We start from the raw sequence: 26,245 nt of genomic DNA on the forward strand, positions 1-26,245 counted from the left end.
CGGATCAGGCCGCCAGATCGCCCGTCGAGCGGCGCATGCGCCAGAAGCGCAGGGTGCGCTGGGCGGATTCGCGGGGCAGTTCGCTGTACAGCTCGCCGTACTCACGGGCGCGGCCCATGGCGTTGGCGTCCTTGTCCAGCACCAGCACGGCGAAGGTCAGGAACAGCGAGCGGTCGAAGTCGGCCGCCTTGCAGACGATCGCCAGGGCGTCCAGCTCGCGCCGGTCGAGAATTCGCCGCGCGGTGTGGAAGTCGATCCCGGCCTGTTCGGCCAGGGCGATCATGAACTTGGTGGTTTCGCGGTTGCGCAGCATGCCGGCCAGCACCGGCGGGGTGATCGCCCGGCGGGCCAGCATCTGGCGCACGGCCTTTTCGGACTCCTGATAGTCGGCCGGCAGGGCGCCGTCGCGGGCGGCCACCTGCTTGCGACCGGCGGCCAGGGCGGCCTCCAGCACGGCCGGGTCGACGGCGGCGTTGCGTTCCAGGATCTTGTTGCGCAGCCGCGCCTCGACCACGAAGTACATCTCGTTCAGCAGGTCGATCGGCAGGCTTGAGCGGTCGAGCACCGCCTCGTGCAGGTCCTTGTTGGCGGCCGCGCGGTCGACGGCGACCTCGTGCGCCTGGCGCGACAGGGCCGCGCCGTCGTTGCGCAGCAGCACGCCCAGGGTGGCGTCGTCGCCACGCTCGACGATCACGTCGCTGACCGCCTCGGGCACCTGCGGCCGCTGGGAGATCGCCTGCAGGTGTTCCTGGCCGTGGCTGCGGGCCACGTGGATCAGGTCGTCCTCGGTCAGGGCCGTGGAGGTGCGCAGGATCGGCGCGGCGACGCCGATAGAATCGCCGGCGAGTGTGCGCAGCAGCCGCCGCGGCGCCACGGGCTGGGGCGCGACCTGCTCGGCCAGCTCGATGCGGACCTGTTCCTCCATCTCCCCGGCGAGCTGGGTCATGATGTCGTCGAACAGGGTGGCTTCGGGCTCGTGCTGGCTGTCCACGCCGGTGAAGAACAGGTTGGTCACCTCGCGCAGCAGCTCGCGCCGCCGTTCGCTGGAGGGTTCCTTGGCCAGATCGATGAGGTCGCGGAGCTTGGACATGGGCGTCAGTAGACCGTGCCGGTCGTCGAGGCTTTGGGCTTGACCGCGTTGGCGGCGGCGATGGCCGAGGCGGAGCGGGCCTCGCCGTCCCCGGCCGCGCCGTCGGCGTCGCCTGCGCCTCCGGTGCTGCTGGGGGCGGTGGCGGTCTCGCCCGGACCGATCAGCACCGGCGGACGCGCCGGCGGCAGGGCGACAGGATCGGGCGTGTCGCCGTAGTCGCGGTGCAGGGAATAGAAGCGCGCGCGCACCGGAGTGGCCGGGGCGGGCGCGACGGTGGCCACCTGGGTCACGGGGCTCGCCGCAGCCGGCTTGCCGGCGGGGGGCTGCGCCTGGGCCGACTGGACCGGCGGGACATGGCTGGGCGCAGGCTGCGCGGCGGCCAGGGCGGGGACCGGCTTCTGCGGCAGGGGCCTGGGCGTCGGCGGCTGGACCGGCGCGGCGCTGGCCTGCGCCGTCGTGTGGACAGGCGGGGTCCGGACGGGCGCGGGCGCGCGGGGCGGCGGCGAGGCGGCCGCCATCGTCGCGGCCCGCGGCGGCGGCAGGCTTTCGGCCGGCTGCATCGGGGCGCGGCGCGGCAGGCTGACCGGCGCGGCGGGCGCCGGCGTCAGGGCCGCCGCCTGCATCGCCGGGCGGGCGGGCGCCTGGGCGCGCGGCGCGGCGTCGCCGTAGAGGCTGGGGGGCAACGGCTGCGACGGAGCGGCCGCGGGGGGCGGGGCCGGCGGCGGGGCGTAGCTGCGAACGGGCGCGGGGCGGGGCGGCGCGGGCTGGGACGGAGCCGGGGTCTGGGTGACCTGGGACGATGAGGTCGCGGGCGATGCGGCCGCCGGCGGCGCGCTCTGCGCCACGGCCTCGCGCAGGCGCGGCTTGCCGGACCAGTGCAGATAGGGGCCGTTGTAGCCGGAGGCCTGGCTGGACACCGCCGCCTCGTTGCGCGCGGCCTCGGCCGGCGTGGGGTAGCTCACCACAGCGCGGCGCGGGGCCGGCGGCGGGCCATAGCGGTCCTCGCCGGGGTCGGCCGCATGCGCGGCCATCGGCAGGCCGAAGGCTGGCAAGGCGGCTATGGCAAGGGCGATGGCGATTCGCATGCGCGCGTCCGGTGGCGGGGCTCCACCGTTTGGCTTAACGCCCGCGGCTTAACCTGTGGCTAACGCCCCCGCCACCACACCAGCGCCCGGCGCTCCAGCTGCTGGAAAAGCGCATGCAGCGCCCCGCCCATCAGGGCCAGCACGACCAGGGCCGCCATCATCTTGTCGGTCTGCAGGTGGTTGCCGGCCTCCAGAATGCGCCAGGCCAGGCCCTGATCGCCGCCCGAACCGGCCGCGAACTCCGCCACCACCGCGCCGACCAGCGCCAGGCCGACTGCGACCTTATGTCCTTCCAGCAGGAAGGGGACCGCCGAGGGCATGCGCAGCCGGGTGAGCCGTTGCCAGGGGCTCGCGCCATAGAGGTCGAACAGCCGCTCCAGGTCACGGTCCGCCGAGGTCAGGCCGGCGACCGCGCCGGAATAGATCGGGAAGAAGGCCACCACCACGGTCAGCGCCACCACCGCCACCTTGGGGTGATCGATGCCGGCCCAGTTCTGGATCAGAGGGGCCAGGGCCACCACCGGCGTCACCTGCAGCGCCACCGCCAGCGGCCGTACGGCGCGTTCGAACGCCCCGCTGAGCGCGGCGGCCAGGGCGATGATGCAGGCGCTCGCGCTGGCTACGGCCAGGGCGATCAGCGCCATGGCGAAGGTGTTCCAGGCCGAGACCACCAGCAGCGGCAGGTTCGCCAGCAGCGCCTTGGCCACCAGCGAGGGCGGCGGCAGAAGATACACCGGCGTGTCGGCCAGCCGGCAGCCGGCCTCCCACAGCGCCAGCAGCACGGCGATCAGCGCCAGGGGGGCGACAAGGTCCAGGCCGCGCCTCATGCGGCGGGCCTCATGGCCGCCGCCAGCTGGTCCGAGACCGTCTCGGCGGCGGCGCGGAACGTCTCGCTGGTGCGAAAGCCGTGCGGCCGGGGCGCCGGTCCGTCGACCCGGGTCTCCGCGGCCAGCCGGCCCGGTCCGGAGGAGATCACCAGCACGCGCGAGGCCATGTACACGGCCTCCTCCACATTGTGCGTGACGAAGACGATGGCCGGCTTCAGCTCGGCCCACAGCGCCAGCAGGTCGTCGGCCAGGCTGCGGCGGGTGATCTCGTCCAGGGCCGCGAACGGCTCGTCCAGCAGCAGCACCTTGGGGCGGGTCACCAGGGCGCGCGCCAGGCTGACCCGCATGGCCATGCCGCCCGACAGCTGCGCCGGCTTGGCCTCGGCCGCCGCCGCCAGGCCGACCGCCGCCAGGGCCTCCCGCGCGCGGCCCAGCGCCTCGCGCCGGGGAACGCCGGCCAGTTCCAGCGGCAGGGCGGCGTTGGCCGCCGCCGTCAGCCACGGCGCCAGCGTCGGCGCCTGGAACACCACCGAGGTCTCGCCGCGGCCGGCGGCGCGGGTCACCCGGCCGCGGGTCGGCCCCTCCAGCCCGGCCAGCAGCCGCAGCGCCGTGGACTTGCCGCAGCCGGACGGCCCGACCAGGGCGATGATCTCGCCCGCGGCCAGCGAGAAGCTGACCGGCCCCAGCGCCCGCCCGCGTCCCGGATAGTCGACCTCGACCGCGTCCAGCGATGCTACGTCGGCGGCCATCGTTCAGCGCCGCGCGTCGATGAGGTGATGCAGGCGCCGCTGGCGCTTGCTGAGCGGCGCGAGATCGTAGGCCAGACGGTCGGGTCCATAGCGTTTCGCGAGAACGGCGAGCCTGCCCTTTTCCCAGGGATAGATCATGCCGTCGAACGGGTCGCGCCAGACGCCGTGCGACCGACCCTGCGCGAGAAAGGCCTCCGGACGGCCGGACGACATCTGGGTCGCATGCAGACTGTAATCCGTGAGGCTCACGCGCATCCAGACGCCGTCCACGGCGATCGCCCAGTAGATGTATTGCAGGTGATGCGGCGCCGCACCCGGATGGGCGATCCGCTCACGGGGGCCCTTGAACTTGCGCCGGGCCCGTTTCAGCAGGCCGTCGTCGGGATCGATATAGAGCTGCCGCTCCTCCACCGGACGCGTTCCCCGATGGCCCATGCGGTCCCGGGCGATCAGGCCGCACGGCGCCGCCGGGCTGGGCGAGACCTTTTCGACGTCGCGGATCAGGTAGGCGTCCAGATGGGCGAAGACGTGCTCCTGCACGGTATTGCCCGGCCTGATGTGTTCGCGCATCTCGCTGAACACCTTGTTCCACGGCCGACCTTCCTGCTGCTCCACATAGCGTCGCAGCGGCGCGAGGTTCTCGCCGAGCCACTTGGCGGCGCCCGCCTCCTGGGCGATGCGCCGGCCAGTCAGCTTGGCGCGCAGCAGGTCTGGGTCACGCGGGGGCCGCCCCTTGTGACGCGTGCGGCCGCCGCCGCCGCGGGGCCGCTCCACCAGAATCTTCGCCATATCCGGCCGCATGGCCCGCGCTCCTTTCGAAGCGGGGCTATATGCCGTCGGGGCCGCGGACGCGCCAGGGCAGGTCGGCGCAAAACCGAACACTGTTACGGCTTGGCCACAGGAGCGGGCGCCTTGGGCAGGTAGTCGAGGCTGTAGGCGGCCTTGTAGTCGAGGGTCTTGGGATAGACGCCCTGTTCCGAGGCGACCTTGAAGAAGGCGGCCCAGCGGGCGTCGGTCATCACGCCCAGATGACCGCCGGCGGCTTCGCCGGAGTCGAAGATGCCGTTGGCGCGCATCTTGTCGCGCGCCTGGGCCAGGACGTCCTCGGTCATCTCCGGATTGTCCTTCAGGATCAGCTTGTCGGCCGGGGCGGGATCGCCGTGCAGATAGGCCTGCCAGCCCGCCGCCGTGGCCTCGACGAAGGCGCGCACCGCCGCCGGGTTCGACGCCAGCAGCTTGTCCGACGCCAGCACCATGCCGGCGTAGCCGGGGTAGCCCTCGTCGGCGAGCAGGAACACGGCCGGCTTGATGTGGCCTTCCTTCTCGATCGTGTACGGCTCGGAGGTCAGGTAGCCCTGCTGGACGATGCGCTTGTCGGCCAGGAACGGGGCGTTGTTGAAGTTGTACTTGCGGATCTGGTCGTCGGTGAAGCCGTACTTCGAGCGCAGCCACACCCAGAAGGCGGTGACCGAGGCGTCCGACAGCAGGATCGGGTGGCCCTTCATGTCGGCCAGCGAATGGATGCCGGCGTCCGGGTGCGCGATCAGCACCTGTGGGTCCTTCTGCATGAAGGCGGCCACGGCCTTTACCGGCACATGCTCGTTGGCGAGGTTCATCACCACGAAGGCGTTGGAGCCGACGCCCAGCTCCACATTGCCGGTGGCGACCAGCTGCGGCACGTTCACACCGGGTCCGCCCGGGACGATGGTGACGTCCAGCCCGCGCTTGGCGTACTCGCCATTGGCCAGGGCCTCGTAGAAGCCGCCGTGCTCGGCCTCGGCGCGCCAGTCGGTGGCCAGGCGGATGGTGGTGTGGCCGCTGGCGGCCGGCTTGTCCGCCTTGCCCCCGCAGGCGGCCAGCAGAAGCCCCATGGCCAGGGCGGCGAACGTGAACCCCTTCATCGGTGCGAAACCCCTCCGCGACAAGGCCGCGGACGTTAGGCCGCGCCGCGCCTCAAGCCAAGCGGGTGCTCGGATGGCCGGGCTCCGGCCTGGCTCCTACCGCGGCCGCCAGGCGCTCGGCGTCCAGGGCGCGCTGGCGGCTGACCCTGGCCACGCGGTCGCGCTGGATGAGCATCCGCCGCAGCCGGGTCTGGTCGGCCAGGGCGATGGCGGTGCCGACGCCGGTGAACATCACGCAGCAGACGAAGGTCTGGGTCAGGCGGATCTGGCCGGCGAAGTCGAGGCTGCGCGCCAGCGTCGCCGGACCATGCCCGAACAGGGTCAGCGGCAGGGCGATCATGCCGACGAAGAAGCCCGCCACGGCCGCGCCTGGTGGGCCCAGCCGGAAGGCGATCAGGGTCACCGCCGGGAACACGGCGAACAGTACCGGCAGCTGCGCCTGATAGAACACCAGCACGGTCAGGGCCCCGAGTCCGGCGAACAGGCCGAGGGTCTCCCACAAGGGACGGCGGAACTCGCGGTACTGGCCCTGGCGGGCGGCCAGCAGCACCGCGGGCAGCACCATGGCCAGCCCCAGCACGCTGGACAGCATCCAGTCGCCGAACACCTCGGCGGCGGGTCTGGCCGAGAACAGCCGGAAGGTCAGGGCCGCGGCCAGGCTGGCGACGAACGACGCCGGCAAGGCGGCGAGCACGAGGATCCGCGCCAGCCGGACCAGGCCCAGGCGCCGCGCCTTGATCCCGCAATAGCGATGGGCGAGCCACGCCGTCAGCACGCAGCCGCCGATGTTGATCGCCGTGCTGACGGACACGCGCAACAAGGGATCGCCGGCGACCAGGCCGATGGCGGCCTGGCTGGCGATGCAGGCCGCCAGCACGGCGGCGGCGTGCGGCCGTGGCAGGATGAGCAGCGCGCTGACCAGGAAGCCGTTGGCGGTCCACAGGGCTGCGCCGTGTCCCCCGTGCCGGCCCAGAAGGATGCTGACGGCGACGCTGCCGGCGAAGGCGGCCCACAGGCCGATCGCCTCAGATACCTGGCGCGCATTGCGCGGAACGTCCATGGCCGCGCTCCCTCGCCCCTGCGACCTCATCCTCGACATCTCCGCCACCGGGCGTTGAAAACGCCAGCGGATTCCACGTCATGCGACGGCGCGACGCAGGGCCTCGTCGTCGCGGTGGGCCATCACCCGCATCAGCGCCGCGTGCAGGGCGTCCGGCCGAACCGGCTTGGCCACATAGTCCACCATCCCCGCGGCGCGGCAACGCTCGACGTTCTCGGCCAGGACGTCGGCGGTCATGGCGATGACCGGCGTGCGTCCCGCCGGCCCGTCGAGAGCCTGGATGGCGCGGGTGGCGGTCAGGCCGTCCATCACCGGCATGTGCACGTCCATCAGCACCACGTCGAAGGCGCCCTGGCGCACGGCGTCCACGGCGGCCGCGCCGTTCTCCGCCAGGCTCACCTCGCAGCCCAGCAGGCCGAGAATGGTCGAGCCCAGCTCGCGATTCATCGGGTGATCGTCGACCAGCAGGACGCGGGCGCCCTCCAGCCCGATCCCGTCGTCCGTCGCCTCCGCCTCCGCCGCGGCGGCCTCGGCGCGCACCAGCGGGATCTCGAACCAGAAGCTGGAGCCACGGCCCGGCGCGCTGCGCACGCCGATCGCCCCGTCCATCAGCTCCACCAGCCCCTTGCAGATCGCCAGGCCCAGGCCGGTGCCGCCGTAGGTGCGGGCCACCGACGAGTCCACCTGCGAGAAGCGTTCGAACAGCCGGTCGCGGCGGTCCAGCGGGATGCCGACGCCCGTGTCTGTCACGGTGAAGCGCACCGTGTCGATCGGCTCGCAGGCGTCGACCTCCACCGCCAGTTCGACGAACCCGCTGTCGGTGAACTTCACCCCGTTGTTCAGCAGGTTCAGGATCACCTGGCGGATGCGCATCTCGTCGGCGAGGTAGGTCTGCTCCAGGTCGCCCCTCACCCGCAGGCGCAGGTCGAGGCCCTTGCGCCGCGCCGGCTCGCCGGCGATGGCGACCGCGTCCTCGGCAATGCGGGCCAGGCTGACCGGCTCCAGGTGCAGCTGCACCTCGCCGGCCTCGACCTTGGAGAAGTCGAGGATGTCGTTGACCACCGTCAGCAGGCTCTGGCCGGCGCTGTCGATCAGGTCCAGATGCCGGCGCGCGGCGGGCGCCAGCTCTGCGGTCTGCTGCAGCACGTGGGTGAAACCCAGGATGCTGTTCATCGGCGTGCGGATCTCGTGGCTCATGGTGGCCAGAAATTCCGACTTCGCCGTATTGGCGCGGATCGCCTTCGCCCGCGCCTCGCGCGCCACCCGCATGCGCGCCACCAGCAGGGCCTGGGCCCTGGCCTGGCCGGCGACGGCGGTGGCGGTGACCAGGGCGGAATAGAAGGCCGCGGCGGCGAAAAGCTCGGTCAGATGGATCCGCATCGCGGGCGTCAGGCCCACGAGCGCCGGCGCCTGGGAGCCCAGCAGGTTCACCGTGGTGGCCACCAGGGCCGAGATCACCCCGCCCATCACCGCACCCCGCGGGCCCAGGCGGAAGGCGAGGATCGTCAGGCAGGTGTAGACCATGAACGGCAGGGGCATGCGCGACTGGCCATAGACCATGGCGGTGGCCACGGCGGCCAGGGTCAGCAGCGTCAGCTTCTCGGCCAGCGAGCGACGAAACGCCGGCAGTTCGCGGCCGTGCATCAGGATCAGCACCGCCGGCAGGGCGACGCCCATGCCCAGCGACACCGACAGGAACCAGTCGCGTGCGATCGACAGGGCGTCCTGGCCCTGGACCAGCCACAGCAACAGGCCCGCGAGCGCCGCGCCGAGCCCGCTGGCCGGCACGATGGCGAAGGCGGCCAGGCGGCCGACCCGGATCAGGTCATCGACCCGCACCGAAGCGCCGACGATCCGCCGGGCGATCACCGCCGTGACCGCGGATTCCAGGACATTGATGACCGTGAATCCGGCCGCCAGGCCAACGGGCGTGCCGTTGGCCACGTTGACGGCGATGTTGGCCAGGGCGCAGCCGGCGGCCACCCACAGGCTGATGCGTCGCGGCAGGGTGATGAAGGCCGCAGCGAGGAAGGCGTCGGCGGTCCACAAGGCGGCGACGCCGTGCGCCTGCCGGGTCATGGCGCAGCTGACGACGGCGCTGACCGCGAAGGCCAGCACATAGCCCACGCCGGCGGCGCGCTGACCCGCGCGACCCGTCAACAAGCGTGAGATCCCCACACGGTCCCCCGATCAGCCCCAACAAACGCGACCATAGGACGCTGCGTGCGACTGATTGGTTAAGGCGCAAGGGATTGTCGGTTAAGGCGTGGCGATCATCCGCCCGCGCCGTCAGTAGGCGCGCCCGTTCATGCGCTGCACCGGCAGGCTTTCCACATCGAAGTCCTCGAACAGCCGCGCGTTCACGCCGATGCGCGGATGCTCGAAGTCCGGCTGGCCGGTGGACCAGTCGGGGCTCTCGCTGAACGTGCCGCAGCCGCACACGCCGCAATGGTGATGCCTCACCGTGTAGCTGCCCCACTGGTAGGTCGACACGCGGTCGGGCGCCGTGGTGAGGCGGAACGCGTCCGGACTGTAGTACGCCCACAGCGCCCCGCGCTTGGCGCAAAACGTGCAGTTGCAGCTGGCGAGTGTCTCCGGCGCGGTCTCGACCGTGAACTGGGTGGCGCCGCAGTGGCAACGGGCTTTCAGGCTCATGGGACGGGTCTCCCTGGATGTGACGAGACCCATTCTGGGCCGATCCGCTGTCAGCATGGTGTCAGCAGGGCGCCGGATCGGGACAGGTTTTCCGGCGGCGACGGCGGTTGACCGTCGGCCCGCCGCGACGGAGACAGGGCGACAGTGGGCGCCGCGCGCCAAGGGGGATGATCGGTGATGTTGCAGTCGAAGTTGCGGGCGCTGGGCGCCCTGGCCGGAGTCGCCGCGCTCGCCGGCGCTGGCGCCGCCACCGCCGCAGGACCGGCGACGACCGCGCCTGCGGCAGCCCCCTCCCCGCCCGCCGCGACCGGCCTTTGCATCCTGTCGTTCGACGCCACGGCCGGGCGCACGGCCGAGGCCCGCGAGGCGGCCTGGCGACGCGGCGTCTACGGCCAGCTGCTGGCGGCCACCCGCCCGGTCTATGCCCAGGCCGGCTGCAAGGCGCTGGTCTCCAAGGGCGACGTGCTGATGGCCGGCGCCGCGCCGGACCTGACCAACGACGTGCTGCGGGCGATGATCGCCGCCCCGCCGCCGACCCCGCCGAGCGGCCTTGCCCCCGGCGCCAAGGCGCCCGGCTTCCGCGAGCTGTTCGCCGACCTGAACCCGCCCAAGCCCGGCGATCCGCTGCTGGCCGGCGCCTGCGGGGTCAGCGCCCCGGACATCATGCGCCAGTCCAGGACCATGAAGTACATCGACGACCGCATAGCCGAACTGAAGGCCGGGGCGGACGCCGAGGTGGACGCCGCCAACGCGCCGCTCAAGGTCGAGGCCGACGCCCTGCTGGACGGCCAGGGCAAGCTGTCCGACGCCGACTACGCCGCCCGATTGGCGGCCCTGCGCGACCACAGCCGCGCCCAGCGCACGCTGATGGCCACCCGCAAGGCCCAGCTCGTCCAGGCGGAGGGCAAGGCCCTGGCGCCGTTCCAGGCGCAGCTGATCGGCGACCTGCAGACGCTGGTGGCGCAGCGCCACTGCGCCATGCTGCTCGACACCCACGCGCTTGGCCCGTTCCCGCCGGAGCGCGAGCTGACGGCCGACACGGTGACCCAGCTCAACGCCGCCTTCGCGCCCTTCCCGATCACGCTTGAGCCCCTGCCGGCGAAGTGACCGGCGCCGCGCAACCGCGGCTTGCATGATCACGGAAACGAGAGCATCGTTCACGGACGCGTGAGATCAGGCGATCCCGCGCGCCGTGGAGGCTGCCAATGCCGCGTGTCGCCGTCGTCGCCGCCCTGGGGCTCGCTGGGTGTCTCGCCGCCTGCCACAAGATGCCGGCCGACACCGGCGCGGACGCGGGTCTGTTCTCCAGCCCGCAGAAGCCGGGGCGCTATCTGGGCGTCGGCATCTACACCCCGGGCCAGGGGTGGGGCCGGCTGGTGCAGGCCCAGGCCGAGCCGAGCGCCGGCGACGCACGGCTGGCGGACGACCAGGCGATCATCGTGGTGATGGATAGCCGCAGCGGCGAGGTCCGCGCCTGCGGCGACCTGACCGGGTACTGCATCGGCCTGAACCCCTGGGCCGCGCCCCTGGCGCAGAGCCGCCGCACGCCGGTGACGCTCAGCGGCCACGAGGGCGATGGGGACGCCACGCCGGCGGACGCCGCGCCCGCGGACGCCACGCCGGCGCCTACGCCCCCTTCGGCGCCCGCGCCAGCAGCACCTGGCCGGTGACCACCAGGGCGAGCCCCGCCAGAGCCTCGAGGCCCCAATGCACATGCTCGAACACCGCGGAGATCAGCATGGCGATGGCGGGGGTGATGGCCGAGATGTACGAGGCCAGCACGTAGCCGCGCCGCCGCGCCAGGCCGAAGTACAGCAGGAAGGCGACCACCGAGCCGAACACCGCCAGATAGGCCAGGGAGCCGGCGTAGGCGGGCGTGGCCTCGAAGCGCCACGGCTGGCGGGTGACCAGGGCCCAGGCGGCCAGCAGGCCGGCGCCGTAGGCCATGCCCCAGGCGGTGTTGGCCCCGACCTCGGCGCCCAGGTCCTGCGCGCGCCGGGCGAACAGGTTGCCGAGCGTGGCGGCGGCCATCGAGGCCAGGCCGAAGCCCAGCCCGGCCAGGGCCTTGGCGCCCATCTGAGCGTGGGCCAGTTCGCCCAGGAACAGCACCGCCACCCCGGCGACGCCCAGCAGCGACGCCGCCCAGGCGGCCGCCGAGGCGCGCGCCCCCAGCGCCAGGCGGAACAGCACCAGGTTGGCGAACGCCATCCCCGCGAAGATCAGCGCCACCACCGCCGAGTTCAGCCGCGCCTCGGCCTGGTAGACGAACAGGTAGTTGACCCCGAAGGTCAGGGCGCCCTGGACGAAGGTCTCCAGGTGCTGGCGGCCGGTCAGGCGGATGCGCCGGCGCGTCGCCGCCAGCCAGGCGAACAGCAGGCCCGCGGCCAGGCCGAAGCGATAGACGATCGACACCGCCATCGGCACGCTGCCCAGCTGGAAAGTGATGGCGAACCAGGTGCTGCCCCAGATCAGGCTGCACACCGCCAGCGGCGCGAAGTCGCGCACGTCGAACGGAACGTGGGCGTCGCTGACGCCGGCGGCGGTGGAAGGGGCGCGGGACAATTGCGTTACGGGGCGTGAAGAGGCTGAGGACCGCCCTCTAGCACGGCCTCGCCCCAAGCGGGCGTCAGCAGAGACAGCCGTTCACCGACCCGAATGCGCGTCCGCCCAGATGCCCAGCCCGAAGAAGGCGATCGCGCCGACAACCGGCAACACGAAGGCCATGGCCTTGAGACGCCAATAGACCCGCGCGCCGTAACGCATGATGAGGTCGCGCCCGGAGATGGAGCCAAGGATGCGGGAACGCTCCCCAGGCGCACCCCGCTGCACCAGATAGAAGCGCCCAAGCCAGACCGGGAAGAAGAACACAGTGAATGCCAACTGGCCGTACCCGCGATCAGGCGCGTCCGGATCTCTGAACCAGCCGCACAGCCAAAGCCCGCTTCCGTATCGGCGCTCGAAGTCCAAAGGCCGGGCAAGCGGCCTCAGATGATCCGTTGACATGACGCCCCAACAACCTTTGCTGGATGTTGTGGCGCTCACGTCCCAAGGTCAATTCTCGCGACGCCGAGCGCTGAAAAGCAAACGGCCCCCGCCCCCGGTCGAACCGGAAGCGAGGGCCGCGCCTCAGCGTTGGCCGATCAGGCGTCCACCGCGGTCACCATGCCGGCGCCGACGGTCTTGCCGCCTTCGCGGATGGCGAAGCGGACGCCCTTTTCGATGCCGACCGGCTTGGTCAGCTCGAAGCTGATCTCGGCCTGATCGCCGGGGCTCACCTGGGCGCCATCGACGGTGCGAAGCACGCCGGTGACGTCGGTGACCCCGAAGAACAGCTGGGGCCGGTAGCCGCTGGCGAACGGCGTGTGACGGCCGCCTTCCTCGTGGGTGAGCACGAAGATCTGAGCCCGCCCGCGCGTGTGGGCGGCGATGGCGCCCGGCGCGCTCAGCACCTGGCCGCGCTGAACGTCGTCGCGCTTCAGGCCGCGCAGCAGCAGGCCGACGTTCATGCCGGCCCGGGCTTCCGGGATGTTCTTCCGGAAGGCCTGGGTCCCGGTGACGATCACCTCGGCCCCGCCGTTGTCGAGACCGACGAACTCCACCGCGTCGCCCACCTTCAGCACGCCGCGCTCCACCCGGCCCGAGACCACGGTGCCGCGCCCGGGGATGGTGTGCACCCCCTCGATCGGCATCAGGAACGGGCTGGCGAAGTCGCGCACCGGGTCCGGAATGCTCCGATCCAGGGCCGCCACCAGCTCGACCACGCTTTGCACGTCCGGGTCGTCCAGGTCGCCGCGGCGCACCGCCTCGACCGCCTTCAGGGCGCTGCCGAACACGAAGGCCGCCTCCGGGTAGCCCTGGCCGGCGAGCAGCGCGCCGATCTCCATCTGGATCAGCTCGCGCATGTCGTCGCGCTCGGACGGATCGAGGGCGTCCATCTTGTTCACGTAGACGACCATGTGCCGGACGTTGACCTGCCGGGCGAGCAGCACGTGCTCGATGGTCTGCCTGGCCGCGCCCTTGGTGGCGTCGACCAGCAGGATCGCGCCGTCCATCTGCGACGCGCCGGTGATCATGTTCTTCACATAGTCGGCGTGACCAGGGCAGTCGATGTGGGCGTAGTGCCGGGTCTCGGACTCGTATTCCACGTGCGCCGTGTTGATGGTGATACCGCGGGCCTTTTCTTCCGGAGCCTTGTCGATCTGGTCGAACGACAGGGCCTGGCCGCCCAGGCGCGCCGCCTGCACCTGGGTCAGGGCCGAGGTCAGGGTGGTCTTGCCATGGTCGACGTGGCCGATGGTGCCGACGTTGACGTGGGTCTTGCCGATGGGGATCTTGTTGGTCTCGATGGACATGGATCGCTCCTGTCTTTCTCTCTCGTCTGCGCCGCCGGAGCGGACGGGCCAGGCCCGCCCCGGACAGCTGGGGTATTGGCGCGCACCAATGGGGGAAGGGGCGAAGACGGCGCGCCGCGCGCCCGTGCTCGTCCCGAAATGCAAGAAGGCCCGCCGACCGTCCGGGTCAGCAGGCCTTCAGCGAGGGGCCTGGAGCATCCGGATCGGATCCCCAGGGGTCAGCTCTGGGGCGGGTTCAGGAGATAAATCGACGCGAGTCCGCGCCGCGCGGCGCCAGGGCGCGCGCCGTGTCGGCGGCGGCGTTGCGTTCGGTCGTCAGGCGCATCGGCCCGTCCTTCCAAGCTTTGGCGGGGTCGCCCGAAGCGGCCCGGCCATGAAAAAACCCTGGAGGCGGCCGGCCTGCCAGGGTTCGCTTGGAGCGCACCGAGGGGCCGATCGCCCCTCGTCATGCAAGAGGCGGTCTAGATCGCTTCGCCATAGGACGCCGGCGCGACGGAAACCGTCGCGTCCAGCGCTGCGCAGATGATCCGAAGAGCGGGCATGGCCCTGAGCCTCATGAAAAACGAGCGGCGCAGATAACATCGGTCACCCGCGGTTTCAAGGGCGCGGGCGGACGCGCAGGCTCACCCCGCCGGAACCACCTCGCCGCTGATCTCGCCGTCGTGCTCGGCGTTGGTGTGGATGTTCAGCACCACCTGGCCGCCCTGCATCGAGGCCAGGAAGTCGTCGAAGCTGACGCCCGACTTCAGCAGCGCCGCGCCGGCCGCATAGGGATAGGCCTGCATCGCCACGTGGAACCCGTGCGGCGTCGGGCTGTAGGCCGGCCCCATGGGGACGGGCAGCACCAGGGCCACGCTGGCGGCTTCGGAGCGGTCGTGCGAGCCGTAGCGGTGCAGGTGGATCGGCCCCATCGGCGAGGCGGCCAGCCGGCTCCAAAGTTCATCGATGGCGATACCCTGCACGTCCAGGGTCAGGTCGACGGTGCGGGTGTCCGTGTCGACGACGATGCGCGCCTGGCCGGTGGCGTCCGAGCCGGTGTCGGTGGGCGCGTGCTGTCCGTCCAGGGTGGCGGTGAAGGCGAGTTGCCGGGCGGCGGCCGGGCCGGCCAGGCAGGTCAGGGCGGCAGCCAGGGCGGCGAGGCTGGCAAGGAAGAGACGAGACATCACGAAGCCCTCCGGGAGCCGTTTGCGGCGAGGACCCTGAGCTTTGCAACCGATTACCTTGCGCGCAATCGAAATCGGACGCTCGGCGCGGCGCAAATCCGGCGCAGCCCCCTCCCCACCCGCGCGCGAACCGCGTAAACGCAGGGACATGGCCCTGATCTTCCCGAATATCGGCCGCGAGGTGCCGTTCACCCACATCAAGGCGTTCAAGGTCGGCTCGCTGACCCTGGGCCCCCTGGCGATCCGCTGGTACGCCCTGGCCTATATCGCCGGCATCCTGCTGGGCTGGCGCTACGCCGTCGGCCTGGTGAGGAACGTCAGGCTGTGGGGCGGGCGGCCGGCCACGCTGACCGCGCTGCAGATCGACGACCTGATCCTGTGGGTGACCCTGGGCGTGATCCTGGGCGGGCGGATCGGCTATGTGCTGTTCTACATGCTGCCGCTGCCCGAGGCCCGGGCGGCGCTGATGCACGATCCCCTGACCGTGCTGCGGGTGTGGGAGGGCGGCATGAGCTTCCACGGCGGCATGCTGGGCGTGCTGGCGGCCATGATCGGCTTCGCCTGGTTCAACAAGGTCGACCTGTTCCGCCTGGCCGACATCGTCGTGGCCTGCGAGCCGATCGGCCAGTTCTTCGGCCGCGTGGCCAACTTCATCAACGGCGAGCTGTGGGGCCGTCCCACCGACCTGCCGTGGGGCATGGTGTTCTGCAACGACACCATCCGCGCCGACAACGGCGGCGGCTGTCCCGCCGGCGAGATCGCCCGCCATCCGAGCCAGCTGTACGAGGCGGCGCTGGAGGGGGTGGCGATGTTCCTGATCCTGCGCTGGGCCACCCACCGCTGGCATTGGCTGCGCCGGCGCGGCGCGGTCACGGCGCTGTTCCTGATCTTCTACGGCCTGTTCCGCGTGGTGCTGGAGACGGTGCGCAACCCCGACGCCGGGCTGGAGAACCTGCCGCTGGGCCTGACGGTGGGCGAGCTGCTGTCGGCGCCCATGGTGCTGGCCGGGGCGCTGATGCTGGCCTGGTCGCTGCGCCAGCCGCTGCCCCCGCCCGAGCCGGCCTCGGACTCTGGCCACGACGCCGGCGCCGGCGCGCCGCCGACCGCGCATGAGCCCGCCTGAGGCGGGCGGCCGGCTCAAGGCCCGCCTGATCGCCGAGATCGCCGCCGAGGGCCCGATGCGGGTCTCGGCCTACATGGCCCGCTGCCTGTTCGACCCGCTGGACGGCTACTACGCCACGCGCCCGGCCCTGGGCGAGGCCGGCGACTTCGTCACAGCGCCGCTGGTGTCGCAGATGTTCGGCGAGCTGATCGGCCTCTGGGCCGCCGAGACCTGGGCGCGGCTGGGGTCGCCGGCCCGTTTCGTGCTGGCGGAGATGGGGCCGGGCGACGGCACGTTGATGGCCGACCTGCTGCGCGCCGGCCGCGCCGCCCCAGGATTCCTGGCGGCCGCCGAGGTCTGGCTGGTGGAGGCCAGCGGCCCGCTGCAGGCGCTGCAGTCGGCGAGGCTGGAGGGCGCCGGCGTGCACTGGGCGGCGACGCTGGACGAGCTGCCGGGCGACGCGCCGCTGGTGCTCTTGTCCAACGAGCTGCTCGACTGCCTGCCCACCGACCAGTTCGTACGCGGCGCCGATGGCCGCTGGGCCGAGCGCCGCGTCGGCCTGGCGCCGACGGGCGACGACCTCGCCTTCGGCCTGGCGGCCCTGCCGCGGGACTTCGCGCCGCCCGCGGCATGGGCGGACGCCCCGCCGGGCGCGGTGGTCGAGGTATCGGCGGCGGCGAGGGCGCTGGGCGAGGCGGTCGGCAGGCGGCTGGCCGCCGCCGGCGGGGCGGCCCTGTTCATCGACTATGGCGCGCTGGACGTCTCCCCAGGCGACACCCTGCAGGCGCTGCGCCGTCATCGCAAGGAACCCCCGCTGGCCGGGCCCGGCGAGGCGGACCTGACCGTGCACGCCGATTTCGCCAGCCTGCTGGCCGGCGCCCGGGCCGCCGGCGCCGCGACGCCGCCGGGCCTTGCCCAGGGCGCGTTCCTGCTGCGTCTGGGGATCGAGGCGCGCGCCGCCGCCCTCGCCGCGCGCCACCCGCACGCCGCCGAGCGGCTCGGCCGCCAGCTGGACCGGCTGGTTTCCGACGACCAGATGGGCGCGCTGTTCAAGGCCGTGGCGATCTGTTCCAACGCCCTGCAAGCCCCGGGATTCGACGAGCCCCCCATGACCGCGACGCCGCCATGACCGCCAGCGACCTGCAGCCGATCCAGTCCGCCCTCCTGGCCAGCGCCGGCGTGCGCCATGGCTTCTTCAGCCGCCTGGGCGGGGTCTCTGACGGGCTGTACGCCAGCCTCAACGTCGGGCGCGGCTCCGGCGACGATCCGGCGGCGGTGGCCGAGAACCGGCGACGCGCGGCGGCGGTGTTCGACGCCGGCCCGGAGGCGCTGAACGTCTGCTACCAGATCCACTCCGCCCGCGCCCTGGTCGCCGACCGCCCGTGGGGCGACGAGCGGCCCCAGGCCGACGCCGTGGTGACGGCGACGCCGGGCGTGGTCTGCGGCGCCCTGGCCGCCGACTGCGCGCCGGTGCTGCTGGCCGACGTCGAGGCCGGGGTGGTGGCCTCGGCTCACGCGGGCTGGAAAGGCGCGCTGGGCGGGGTGGTCGAGGCCGCGGTGGCGGCCATGGCCGGACTCGGCGCAAGGCCTGGACGCATCATCGCCGCCGTTGGCCCCTGCATCGCCCAGCCTTCCTACGAGGTGGGGCTGGAGTTCCTGCAGGCCTTCGCGGCCGAGGACGCCGCCGCGGCCCGCTTCTTCGCCCCCGGCCAGAGCGCCGACAAGCGCCAGTTCGACCTGCCGGGCTATGTGCTCGCCCGGCTCGCCCGGGCCGGCGTGGCGCGCGCCGAATGGGTCGGCCACGACACCTGCGCCGAGGAGGCGCTGTTCTTCTCCAACCGCCGCGCGTTCCGGCGCGGCGAGGCCGACTACGGCCGGCTGCTGTCGGCGATCAGCCTCTGACTAGAGCTCCACCGGCCGGAACTTGACGAAAACCAGCTCCGGATCGCCGGGGTCGAGGTTCTCGATCACGCCGCTGACCCGGTAGCCGGCCTTGGCCAGCAGCGCCCGCATCGGCTGGTTCGACTCGTTGGTCGAGGTGAACAGCCGGTCGTCGTCATGCTGGTCCTCGCAGGCGGCCATCAGCGCCGTGCCGACGCCCAGGCGACGGGCGTCCTGCGCCACCACCACCAGATCGACGAAAGGCCGATCGAAGAAGCGGGTCGAGGCGACCACGTATCCCAGCGGCCGGTCCTGCGCCTCCGCCACCCAGGACAGGCCAAGGTCCAGCAGCGGCGCGAGATGCGCCGCCCGGCCCGGTTCCGTGTCCAGCCTGGGATCGACCCCGGTCAGGCGCGCCAGGTCGTCCCGCGTCGCGCGGCGGATGCTGAAGTCGGGCAAGAGGCCTCCCCTGTCGTCGGCGGCAATCTAGCCCCTGGCCGGCGCGGCCGCGACGATCTGTTTCGGCGGAATCGGGCGCCAGGGCTTGCCCCCGGGCGGACCGCTGCTAGAAGCCTCGCGCGAGGGCGGGGCGAGCCCTCGCGCGAAGGGGACTCGCACCATGAAGCTGCTGGCCGGCAACTCCAACCGACCCCTGGCCGAGGCCATCGCCCAGTCCCTGGACCTTCCGCTGACCAAGGCCAGCGTCAAGCGCTTCGCCGACAACGAGGCCTGGGTGACCATCGACGAGAACGTCCGCGGCGAGGACGTGTTCGTGCTCCAGTCGACCAGCTATCCGGCCAACGACAACCTCATGGAATTGCTGGTGATCATCGATGCGCTGAAGCGCGCGTCGGCGCGCCGGATCACCGCCGTCACCCCGTACTTCGGCTACGCCCGCCAGGACCGCAAGGTCGGCGGCCGCACACCGATCTCGGCCAAGCTGGTGGCCAACCTGATCACCCGCGCCGGCGCCGACCGGCTGCTGACCATGGATCTGCACTCCGGCCAGATCCAGGGCTTCTTCGACATCCCCACCGACAACCTGCAGGCCGCGCCGCTGATGGCCGCGGACGTCAAGGAGAACTATCCGGTGGCGGACGACCTGCTGATCGTCTCGCCGGACGTCGGCGGGGTGGTGCGGGCCCTGGCGCTGGCCACGCGGCTGCACGTCGGCCTGGCCATCGTCGACAAGCGCCGCTACGCCCCCGGCCAGTCCGAGGTGGCCAACATCATCGGCGACGTGGCCGGCCGGCGGCTGATCATGTTCGACGACATCGTCGATTCGGCGGGCACCCTGTGCAACGCCGCCCAGTCGCTGATGGACGCCGGCGCCAAGGAGGTCTCGGCCTACGTCACCCACGGGGTGCTGTCGGGCGCGGCGGTGGAGCGGGTGGCCGGCTCGGTGCTCAAGGAGCTGGTGATCACCGATTCCATCGAGAGCGACAGCCGCATCAAGCCGGGCGGCAAGATCCGCTGCGTGTCGTGCGCGACCCTGCTGGGCGAGGCGATCCGGCGGATCGCCAACGAGGAATCGGTCTCCAAGCTGTTCGACTGACGGCGGACGGCGCCGCGGCGGCTGGACGCAGGGCGCGACGCGTCACATTCTCGCCCGGACCGTGCGGCAAGCGCGGCGACCTCAGATGGGGAGACCGCAACCGGATGATTCGGGGCCTTAAGAAGACCGGCGCGCGCGCGGTCCTGCTGCTCGCCGGCGCGGCCCTCGCGGTGCTGGCGAGCGCCACCCCGGGCGACGCCCGCTCCAAGCCCCCGCCCGAGCCGCCGGTGATCTATGCGCCGCCCCCGCCGCCGCCGTTCCTGCCACCGGGCCTGAACGACCGGATGATCGCCGACGCAGCGTCCTTCCAGGCCTATGCCCAGCGCGCCACGCAGCTGCCGACGATGTTCCACGACGGCGCCACGGTGGCCACCACCGTGCGCAACGGCATGCCCTACGACTCCGCCGCCCTGGTGCGCGGCGCCGCGGCGTTCGGGGCCATCGCCGCCCTGCAAGAGCCGACCTTCGTGGCCTCGCTGCGCGCGGCGGGCCAGGACCCCGAGCGTCGCCGGCTGATGCTCAACCGGTTCATCGCCGACCCCGCCTATGTGTTCACCTTCCCGGGCGCGGAGGCGGCCGCGCACAACGCCAAGGCGGCGATCGGCGGCACGGGCCTGCGGCTGATGGCCGCCGGCGCGGCGACCCGGCAGTCCGCCTACGACGTGCAGCACGAGGCCTGGTCCAAGGGCTTCGTGCTCGACCCCGCGGGGCGGCTGGCGGCGGTGAAGTCGGTCTCGGCTGGCTCCGGCGCGGCGGCCCCCGACACCCTGGCGGCCCTGCGGGGCGGCATCGCCGGCGGCGCGCCACTGGGCCTCGGGTCCGAGCCCGTGGTCCGCTACGAGACGCCCCTGGTGGCCAAGGCGATGGCCCTGGCGGCCTTCGCCGCCCTGGGCGAGGCGGGCGACGCGGCGTACCAGCGGCTGACCTACCTGACCACCGAGCAGAACACCGCCTACTGCCTGCACACGGCGCAGCTGATGGTCCACCAGTGCCTGGCGGTGGCCAAGCCGCACTACGAGGACATCTTCTGCCTGGGCCAGCACATGCTGTACGACACCGGCCAGTGCCTGGCGCTGAACGGCGGGGGCCTGAGGGTGATCTCGCTGCCCACGCCCAAGCCGTTGAAATTGCTGCCGGTCAGGGGCGGCGCGCACAAGCCGGTGCGACGCCATCGCTGAGATCGTCGGCCGGTCCGCGCTGAATCGGCCGGCGCCGTTGCAATCGCCGCCAAGGGCGTGTATCTAGCCGCACCCTTTTTCTGGCCCTGAACCGGCCGCTAACTCCTCGCCGTGCGGGCGCTCCCTCGCGCGGCGGTTTTCGTTTCCGAGGCAAGGCCATGGCCGATATCGTCCTGAACGTTGAAGTCCGCGAACAGACCGGAACGGGCGCCGCCCGCGCCGTGCGCAACGCCGGCAAGGTGCCGGGCGTGCTGTACGGCGGCGCCAAGGCCCCCGTGGGAATCGCCGTGAAGTCGAACGAGTTCCGCAAGGCGCTGTTCACCGGCAAGCTGCTGGGCCACCTGGTGACCCTGAAGTACGGCGACGAGACCCAGCCGGTCATCGCCAAGGACATCCAGTTCCACCCGGTCACCGACGAGCCGGTGCACTTCGACCTGTACCGCGTGGACGAGCACCAGCTGGTGCGCATCTCCATCCCGGTGCACTTCCGCAACCAGGAAGCCTCGCCGGGCATCAAGCGCGGCGGCGTGCTGAACATCGCGGTGCACGAGATCGAGCTGATGGTGCCGGCCGACCAGATCCCCGAGGAACTGGTGGCCGACCTGACGGGCCTGGACATCGGCGACGCGATCCGCGCCGCCGACCTGAACCTGCCCAAGGGTGCTCAGCTCTCCGCGCACGACCGCGAAGCCACCGTCGCCTCGATCGCGACGTCGTCGGCCCTGCAGTCGGAAGAAGCCGCCGAAGCTGAAGGCGCCGCCGAGGCCTGATCGCCTCGGGCGGCCGCTCCCGCGAGGACGCCATGCTGATCCTGGCGGGCCTGGGCAATCCCGGCTCCAAATACGCCAAGAACCGGCACAACATCGGGATGATGGCCGTCGAGGCCATCGCCCGGCGCTGGAACTTCGGGCCTGAGAAGAGCCGCTTCCAGAGCCTGGCCTGCGAGGGCTCGATCCCGACCCCGGACGGGGCCGTCAAGGCCCTGATCCTCAAGCCGCAGACCTATTACAACGACACCGGCCGCGCCGTGGGCGAGGCCATGAAGTTCTACAAGCTGACCCCGGCCGACGTGGTCGCCTTCTACGACGAGATCGACCTCGCCGAGGGGCGCTTTCGCATGAAGACTGGCGGCGGGGCGGCGGGCAACAACGGCATCCGCTCGATCACCGCCCACATCGGCGCCGACTTCCGCCGCGCGCGGCTGGGCACCGGCCACCCGGGCCACAAGGATCTGGTCCAGCACCACGTGCTGTCGGACTTCCACAAGGTGGAGATGATCTGGGTGAACGCCCTGATCGACGCCTGCGCCGACGCCCTGCCCTTCCTCGCCGCTGGCGACGATGAGCGCTATCAGGCCGAGGTTCTGCGCCTGGCGCCGGCGCCCAAGCTCGACCCGCGGGCGCACGCCCGCGGGGGCGATTGACGCTCGCCGAGCGTGCATGGGATAGCCGGGACAGCTAGGGGATCCTCATGGGCGCAATGAGCCTTCCGTTCGGCCTGTTCGGCGTATCGCTGGTGTTCGCCATCCTGCTGTGCGTGCACGTCGTGCGCACGAACCAGCAGATGTACTGGCTGTGGATCATCCTGGCGTTCCAGCCCCTGGGCGGGCTGGTCTACCTGATCGCCATCGTGCTGCCCGAGACGTTCGGCGGGACCACCGCACGGCGCCTGGGCCAGGCGGCGCGCGCCACCCTGGACCCGACCCGCGAGTACCGCGCCGCCCGCCAGCTGGTCGACGACGCCCCGACCGTCGCCAACCAGATGCGCCTGGCGCAGGCCGCCGCCGGGCTGGGCCGCTGGGCGGAAGCCGAGCAGCTCTACGCCGAGGCGACCCGCGGCATCCACGCCGAGGACCCCACCCTGCTGCTGGGCCGCGCCACGGCGCTGGTGGAGCTGAACCGCCCCGCCGAGGCCCTGCCCCTGCTCGACCAGCTCGACGCCCTGCCCGACCATTCGCCCAGCCCACAGGAGAGCCTGACGCTGGCCCGCGCCTACGAGGGCCTGGGGCGCAACACCGAGGCCGAGGCGGCCTTCAAGTGGGCGTCGGAACGCCTGCCGGGGCTGGAGGGCCTGGCCCGCTACGCCGCCTTCCTGGCCCGCACCGGCCGCAAGCCCGAGGCGCGCGAGATGCTGGCCGAGATCGACAAGCGCGCCGCCCGCACCAAGGGCGCCTTCCGCGCCGAAGCCAAGACCTGGCGCGACCTGGCCGCCCAGGCGGTGGGTTAGTCTCGCCCGTGTTCGTACGTCCCAGGCTGGGCAGTTGTTTCAGGTCCTTCTCCCGCAAGGGGAGAAGGGCGACCCAAGCGCTTCATCGAGAGGGGTGAACCGGCAAGCCCCACAACGTGGGCGGAGGCTCGCGACGCGCCTATTCGCCTCGCACGCCATCCTGTGCTAGGTCGCGCGACCCAATCGAAATGAAGAGACTGACGTGGCCCTGAAAGTCGCCATCGTCGGCCTGCCCAACGTGGGCAAGTCGACCCTGTTCAACGCCCTGACCCAGACCGCGGCCGCCCAGGCGGCCAACTATCCGTTCTGCACCATCGAGCCGAACGTCGGCGACGTGGCGGTGCCCGAGTCGCGCCTGGACGTGCTGGCGAAGATCGCCGGGTCCAAGGAGATCATCCCGGCGCGGATCAACTTCGTCGACGTGGCGGGGCTGGTGCGCGGCGCGTCGAAGGGCGAGGGCCTGGGCAACCAGTTCCTGGCCAACATCCGCGACTGCGACGCCGTGGCCTTCGTCGCCCGCTGCTTCGAGGACGGCGACGTCACCCACGTGGAGGGCCGGGTCGATCCGCTGGGCGACCTGGAGATCATCGAGACCGAGCTGATGCTGGCAGACCTCGAGAGCCTGGAAAAGCGGGTGGTGAACCTGGAGAAGCGGGCCAAGGGCGGCGACAAGGAAAGCGCCCAGACCCTGAAGCTGGTGAAGCTGGCCCTGGAACAGCTCAACGCCGGACGCCCCGCCCGCGCCGCCGAGGTGTCGGCCGAGGACGACAAGGCCTGGCGCATGCTGCAGCTGCTGACCTCCAAGCCGGCGCTCTATGTCTGCAACGTCGACGAGGACTCGGCGGCCAGCGGCAACGCCCTGTCGGCCACGGTGGCCGAGCGGGCCACGCGCGACAACGCCAAGTCGGTGGTGATCTCGGCCAAGATCGAGAGCGAGATCGCCATGCTGGACCCGTCCGAGCGCGCCGAGTTCCTGGAGACCCTCGGGCTGGAAGAGCCCGGCCTGAACCGCCTGATCCACGAGGCCTACGCCCTGCTGGGCCTGCAGACCTATTTCACGGTCGGCCCCAAGGAGGCCCGCGCCTGGACCATCCCGGTGGGCGCCACCGCGCCCCAGGCCGCCGGCGTGATCCACACCGACTTCGAGAAGGGCTTCATCCGCGCCGAGACCATCGGCTACGCCGACTACGTGGCCCTCAACGGCGAGGCCGGCGCGCGCGACGCCGGCAAGCTGAAGAGCGAGGGCAAGGAATACGTGGTCAAGGACGGCGACGTGATGCACTTCCGCTTCAACGTCTAGCCGCCGCGCGCCGCCAATAGCCCTCGCCCCCTCTGGGGGAGAGGGCGTGCCCATCCCCCCTTTCGTAGGGCGCGGGCGGCGCCGTGGCGGCGCAGCATGGTCGCGGTCCTGCAACCCTGGGCCGGGCCGGCGCGCGGACCTCCTGTCACCCCCCTGATCGCGAACCGCGCGCCGGCTTTAGAATCCCTGCGTTGCCGCCCGGCCCTCCGGCGCCTTAGGAAGCCTGCAACCCCAGGGAGGACGGCGCATGGCCGAGTTCATCAAGATCAAGAGCGGCGACGGCTTCGAGTTCGCCGCCTATCACGGCGCCCCCGTCGGCAAGCGCCGCGGCGGCGTCATCGTGATCCAGGAGATCTTCGGCATCGACCAGTACGTCAAGGCCGACGTCGAGCGCTGGGCCGCCCTCGGCTTCGAGGCCGTGGCGCCGTCGATGTACGACCGCATCGAGCCGGGCTTCTCGTCCGGTCACGACGAGGCCGGCATGGCCCGCGCCTTCGCCGTGGTGCGCCAGGCCAAGCCGGAAGACGCCCTGGCCGACATCGCCGCCACCATCGCCACCCTGAAGGACAAGGGGCCCGTGTTCATCGTCGGCTACTGCTATGGCGGGACGATGGTGTGGCAGGCGGCCGGCCGGCTGGAGGGTCTGGCGGCCGGGTCGAGCTACTACGGCGGCGGCGTGGCCGGCGCGGCGGACCTGACGCCGAAGTGCCCGGTGATCTGCCACCTGGGCCGCAAGGACGGGCACATCCCCGCCGACGAGGTGAAGGCCAAGCTGAACGCCGAGCAGCCCCAGGTCCCGGTGTACATCTACGAAAACAGCGGCCACGGCTTCAACAACGACGGCCGGCCGGACAGCGACCCGGACGACGCCCGGCTGGCGCGCGAGCGGACCCTGGCCCTGTTCGAAGCCAACGGCGCCCTCTGAGGTGGGCGAGGCGATCCGCCTGACCAGCGCCGCCGACGGCTTCGCCTTCGGCGCCTACCATGCGCGGCAGGACGACGCCCGGCGCGGCGGCCTGGTGCTGATCCAGGAGATCTTCGGCGTCACCGACCACATCCGCGAGCTGGCCGACGGCTACGCCGCCGACGGTTACGAGACCATCGCCCCCAGCCTCTACGACCGGCGCAGCCCCGGCTTCTCCGCCAGCTATGACCCGGCCGACGTGGCCGAGGGCGTGCGCCTGTCGCAGGAGACGCCGTGGGACGAGGTAGCCGGCGACCTGGCCGCCGCGGTGGCGGCGCTGAAGCCGCCGGTGTTCGTCGCCGGCTACTGCTGGGGCGGCACGGCCACCTGGCTGGCCGCCTGCCGGGTGGAGGGTGTCGCCGCCGCCTCCAGCTTCTATGGCCGGCGGATCCCCGAACTGCTGGACGAGACGCCGAAGTGCCCGATCATCCTGCACTTCGGGCGCCGCGACGCCTCCATTCCGATGGAGGTCGTGGATCGCATCCGCGAGGCGCATCCGGACACGCCGACCTATGTCTATGACGCCGGCCATGGCTTCTTCTCGGACCGGCGCGCCGACTACGACGCCGACGCCGCGCGCCTGGCGCGGCTGCGCACCCTGCAGCTGTTCGCCCAGAACGGCGGCGGGCGCAGCGAGATGTGATCGCTCAGCGCTGCTCGATCTGGCTGCGGAACACCGGGTCGCGCTCCAGGCTGCGCACCAGCAGCGCCTGGGCCAGCAGCAGGCCGATGCCCGCCCCGTAGCCGGAGAACACCCCGGCAGGGTAGCGCCCGCCGCTGGCGACGGCGTGCGTCTGCCAGTAGATGAACCCCGCCGCGCCGGCGAGCACGGCGATCACCGCCAGCACCGAGATCACGCTCTGGCCGAAGCCGGTGCGAAAGCTGATCCAGACGTGCCGCGACAACGCCCCCCGCAGCAGCGGCACCACCAGGCAGGCGACCAGGGTCAGCGCGAAGAACACCCCGGGAAACAGCAGGGTCAGCTCGGCCTTGAGCGCCGGGGCGCCCGGCAGCACCCGCCAGGCGTGGGCCACGGCGCCGGCATAGATCAGCGCCGCGGCGGCGACGGCGCTGTCCTGCATGCGGCGGAACATGCGCCAGGGAGGCGTGAACGTCATGCGCTCCTATCTGGGGGCCGGATGCGGCGATGAAAGGGC

At 72.0% G+C, this 26,245-nt stretch carries 28 protein-coding genes; 13 read left to right on the plus strand and 15 right to left on the minus strand.

Annotation, left to right across the window (positions count from 1 at the left end; genetic code table 11):
• Nucleotides 1-4: 4 nt before the first annotated feature.
• The 9 genes from ACO2Q3_RS13075 to ACO2Q3_RS13115 form a co-directional block, all read right to left on the minus strand.
• Entirely contained in the window at nt 5-1,090 is a 1,086-nt protein-coding gene (locus tag ACO2Q3_RS13075) for a DUF2336 domain-containing protein (RefSeq protein WP_423307109.1), read from the minus strand.
• A gap of 5 nt (nt 1,091-1,095) precedes the next feature.
• Nucleotides 1,096-2,175 carry a hypothetical protein gene (locus ACO2Q3_RS13080; protein WP_423307111.1) on the minus strand — a complete coding sequence of 360 codons (1,080 nt, stop codon included), beginning with the start codon at nt 2,173-2,175 and terminating at the stop codon, nt 1,096-1,098.
• Nucleotides 2,176-2,234: 59 nt separating this feature from the next.
• A complete protein-coding gene (locus ACO2Q3_RS13085) occupies nt 2,235-3,002 on the minus strand; it encodes an ABC transporter permease (protein ID WP_423307113.1) in 768 nt (255 codons plus the stop codon).
• Nucleotides 2,999-3,751 carry an ABC transporter ATP-binding protein gene (locus tag ACO2Q3_RS13090; RefSeq protein WP_423307115.1) on the minus strand — a complete coding sequence of 251 codons (753 nt, stop codon included), beginning with the start codon at nt 3,749-3,751 and terminating at the stop codon, nt 2,999-3,001. Before ACO2Q3_RS13090 ends, ACO2Q3_RS13085 begins: the two co-directional genes overlap by 4 nt.
• A 3-nt stretch (nt 3,752-3,754) precedes the next feature.
• Nucleotides 3,755-4,552 (minus strand): hypothetical protein, encoded by a 798-nt coding sequence (locus ACO2Q3_RS13095; protein WP_423307117.1) that lies wholly within the window; start codon nt 4,550-4,552, stop codon nt 3,755-3,757.
• 83 nt (nt 4,553-4,635) lie between these two features.
• On the minus strand, nt 4,636-5,652 hold the full coding sequence (locus ACO2Q3_RS13100) for an ABC transporter substrate-binding protein (RefSeq protein ID WP_423307119.1): 1,017 nt from the start codon (nt 5,650-5,652) through the stop codon (nt 4,636-4,638).
• A gap of 52 nt (nt 5,653-5,704) precedes the next feature.
• On the minus strand, nt 5,705-6,712 hold the full coding sequence (locus ACO2Q3_RS13105) for an MASE1 domain-containing protein (protein WP_423307121.1): 1,008 nt from the start codon (nt 6,710-6,712) through the stop codon (nt 5,705-5,707).
• 78 nt (nt 6,713-6,790) lie between these two features.
• Entirely contained in the window at nt 6,791-8,875 is a 2,085-nt protein-coding gene (locus tag ACO2Q3_RS13110) for an ATP-binding protein (protein WP_423307123.1), read from the minus strand.
• 126 nt (nt 8,876-9,001) lie between these two features.
• Nucleotides 9,002-9,367 (minus strand): GFA family protein, encoded by a 366-nt coding sequence (locus ACO2Q3_RS13115; RefSeq protein WP_423307125.1) that lies wholly within the window; start codon nt 9,365-9,367, stop codon nt 9,002-9,004.
• Nucleotides 9,368-9,544: 177 nt separating this feature from the next.
• On the opposite strand from ACO2Q3_RS13115, the gene ACO2Q3_RS13120 reads away from it, so the two are divergent.
• Together ACO2Q3_RS13120 and ACO2Q3_RS13125 are read left to right on the plus strand one after the other, a co-directional pair.
• Nucleotides 9,545-10,474, plus strand: coding sequence for a hypothetical protein (locus ACO2Q3_RS13120; RefSeq protein WP_423307127.1), 930 nt, complete (start codon nt 9,545-9,547; stop codon nt 10,472-10,474).
• Nucleotides 10,475-10,572: 98 nt separating this feature from the next.
• On the plus strand, nt 10,573-11,037 hold the full coding sequence (locus ACO2Q3_RS13125; RefSeq protein ID WP_423307129.1) for a hypothetical protein: 465 nt from the start codon (nt 10,573-10,575) through the stop codon (nt 11,035-11,037).
• Here ACO2Q3_RS13125 and ACO2Q3_RS13130 read toward each other — a convergent pair.
• The 4 genes from ACO2Q3_RS13130 to ACO2Q3_RS13145 form a co-directional block, all read right to left on the minus strand.
• Nucleotides 10,994-11,929, minus strand: a complete 936-nt coding sequence (locus ACO2Q3_RS13130) for a DMT family transporter (protein ID WP_423307131.1) — start codon at nt 11,927-11,929, stop codon at nt 10,994-10,996. The two genes, ACO2Q3_RS13125 and ACO2Q3_RS13130, sit on opposite strands and share 44 nt — an antisense overlap.
• An 81-nt stretch (nt 11,930-12,010) precedes the next feature.
• Complete coding sequence (locus tag ACO2Q3_RS13135) at nt 12,011-12,370, minus strand: hypothetical protein (protein WP_423307133.1); 360 nt, start codon at nt 12,368-12,370, stop codon at nt 12,011-12,013.
• A 137-nt stretch (nt 12,371-12,507) separates the two neighbouring features.
• Entirely contained in the window at nt 12,508-13,713 is a 1,206-nt protein-coding gene (locus tag ACO2Q3_RS13140) for an elongation factor Tu (RefSeq protein ID WP_423307997.1), read from the minus strand.
• A gap of 629 nt (nt 13,714-14,342) precedes the next feature.
• Nucleotides 14,343-14,882: a CHRD domain-containing protein gene (locus ACO2Q3_RS13145; protein ID WP_423307135.1), complete on the minus strand. Its 540-nt coding sequence runs from the start codon at nt 14,880-14,882 to the stop codon at nt 14,343-14,345.
• Between the two features lie 154 nt (nt 14,883-15,036).
• Here ACO2Q3_RS13145 and lgt point away from each other — a divergent pair, with 154 nt between their 5' ends.
• Genes lgt through pgeF form a run of 3 tightly spaced genes read left to right on the plus strand, consistent with a single transcriptional unit; the run spans nt 15,037 to nt 17,886 of the window.
• Nucleotides 15,037-16,005 carry a prolipoprotein diacylglyceryl transferase gene (lgt, locus tag ACO2Q3_RS13150; RefSeq protein WP_423307999.1) on the plus strand — a complete coding sequence of 323 codons (969 nt, stop codon included), beginning with the start codon at nt 15,037-15,039 and terminating at the stop codon, nt 16,003-16,005.
• Nucleotides 15,992-17,113 (plus strand): class I SAM-dependent methyltransferase, encoded by a 1,122-nt coding sequence (locus ACO2Q3_RS13155; RefSeq protein ID WP_423307137.1) that lies wholly within the window; start codon nt 15,992-15,994, stop codon nt 17,111-17,113. The genes lgt and ACO2Q3_RS13155 overlap by 14 nt, the downstream gene beginning before the upstream one ends.
• Nucleotides 17,110-17,886, plus strand: coding sequence for a peptidoglycan editing factor PgeF (gene pgeF / locus ACO2Q3_RS13160; protein WP_423307139.1), 777 nt, complete (start codon nt 17,110-17,112; stop codon nt 17,884-17,886). The genes ACO2Q3_RS13155 and pgeF overlap by 4 nt, the downstream gene beginning before the upstream one ends.
• On the opposite strand, the gene ACO2Q3_RS13165 is transcribed toward pgeF, so the two are convergent.
• Entirely contained in the window at nt 17,887-18,324 is a 438-nt protein-coding gene (locus ACO2Q3_RS13165) for a GNAT family N-acetyltransferase (protein WP_423307141.1), read from the minus strand.
• Nucleotides 18,325-18,484: 160 nt separating this feature from the next.
• Between ACO2Q3_RS13165 and ACO2Q3_RS13170 the strand changes: the two genes are divergently transcribed.
• The 8 genes from ACO2Q3_RS13170 (at nt 18,485) to ACO2Q3_RS13205 (ending at nt 25,731) form a co-directional block, all read left to right on the plus strand.
• Nucleotides 18,485-19,420, plus strand: a complete 936-nt coding sequence (locus tag ACO2Q3_RS13170) for a ribose-phosphate pyrophosphokinase (RefSeq protein ID WP_423307143.1) — start codon at nt 18,485-18,487, stop codon at nt 19,418-19,420.
• Nucleotides 19,421-19,524: 104 nt separating this feature from the next.
• A complete protein-coding gene (locus ACO2Q3_RS13175; RefSeq protein ID WP_423307145.1) occupies nt 19,525-20,598 on the plus strand; it encodes a hypothetical protein in 1,074 nt (357 codons plus the stop codon).
• Nucleotides 20,599-20,756: 158 nt separating this feature from the next.
• Complete coding sequence (locus ACO2Q3_RS13180) at nt 20,757-21,368, plus strand: 50S ribosomal protein L25/general stress protein Ctc (protein WP_423307147.1); 612 nt, start codon at nt 20,757-20,759, stop codon at nt 21,366-21,368.
• A gap of 32 nt (nt 21,369-21,400) precedes the next feature.
• Entirely contained in the window at nt 21,401-22,021 is a 621-nt protein-coding gene (gene pth / locus ACO2Q3_RS13185) for an aminoacyl-tRNA hydrolase (protein WP_423307149.1), read from the plus strand.
• Between the two features lie 56 nt (nt 22,022-22,077).
• Complete coding sequence (locus ACO2Q3_RS13190) at nt 22,078-22,824, plus strand: hypothetical protein (protein WP_423307151.1); 747 nt, start codon at nt 22,078-22,080, stop codon at nt 22,822-22,824.
• A gap of 202 nt (nt 22,825-23,026) precedes the next feature.
• On the plus strand, nt 23,027-24,124 hold the full coding sequence (ychF, locus tag ACO2Q3_RS13195; protein ID WP_423307153.1) for a redox-regulated ATPase YchF: 1,098 nt from the start codon (nt 23,027-23,029) through the stop codon (nt 24,122-24,124).
• 247 nt (nt 24,125-24,371) lie between these two features.
• On the plus strand, nt 24,372-25,049 hold the full coding sequence (locus ACO2Q3_RS13200; RefSeq protein WP_423307155.1) for a dienelactone hydrolase family protein: 678 nt from the start codon (nt 24,372-24,374) through the stop codon (nt 25,047-25,049).
• A 1-nt stretch (nt 25,050) separates the two neighbouring features.
• On the plus strand, nt 25,051-25,731 hold the full coding sequence (locus ACO2Q3_RS13205) for a dienelactone hydrolase family protein (RefSeq protein ID WP_423307157.1): 681 nt from the start codon (nt 25,051-25,053) through the stop codon (nt 25,729-25,731).
• A gap of 4 nt (nt 25,732-25,735) precedes the next feature.
• On the opposite strand, the gene ACO2Q3_RS13210 is transcribed toward ACO2Q3_RS13205, so the two are convergent.
• Nucleotides 25,736-26,206, minus strand: coding sequence for a hypothetical protein (locus ACO2Q3_RS13210; protein ID WP_423307159.1), 471 nt, complete (start codon nt 26,204-26,206; stop codon nt 25,736-25,738).
• Nucleotides 26,207-26,245: the final 39 nt, after the last annotated feature.

Origin of the sequence: Caulobacter sp. KR2-114 (genome assembly GCF_049446115.1) — a bacterium.
Classification (GTDB): Bacteria; Pseudomonadota; Alphaproteobacteria; order Caulobacterales; family Caulobacteraceae; genus Acaudatibacter.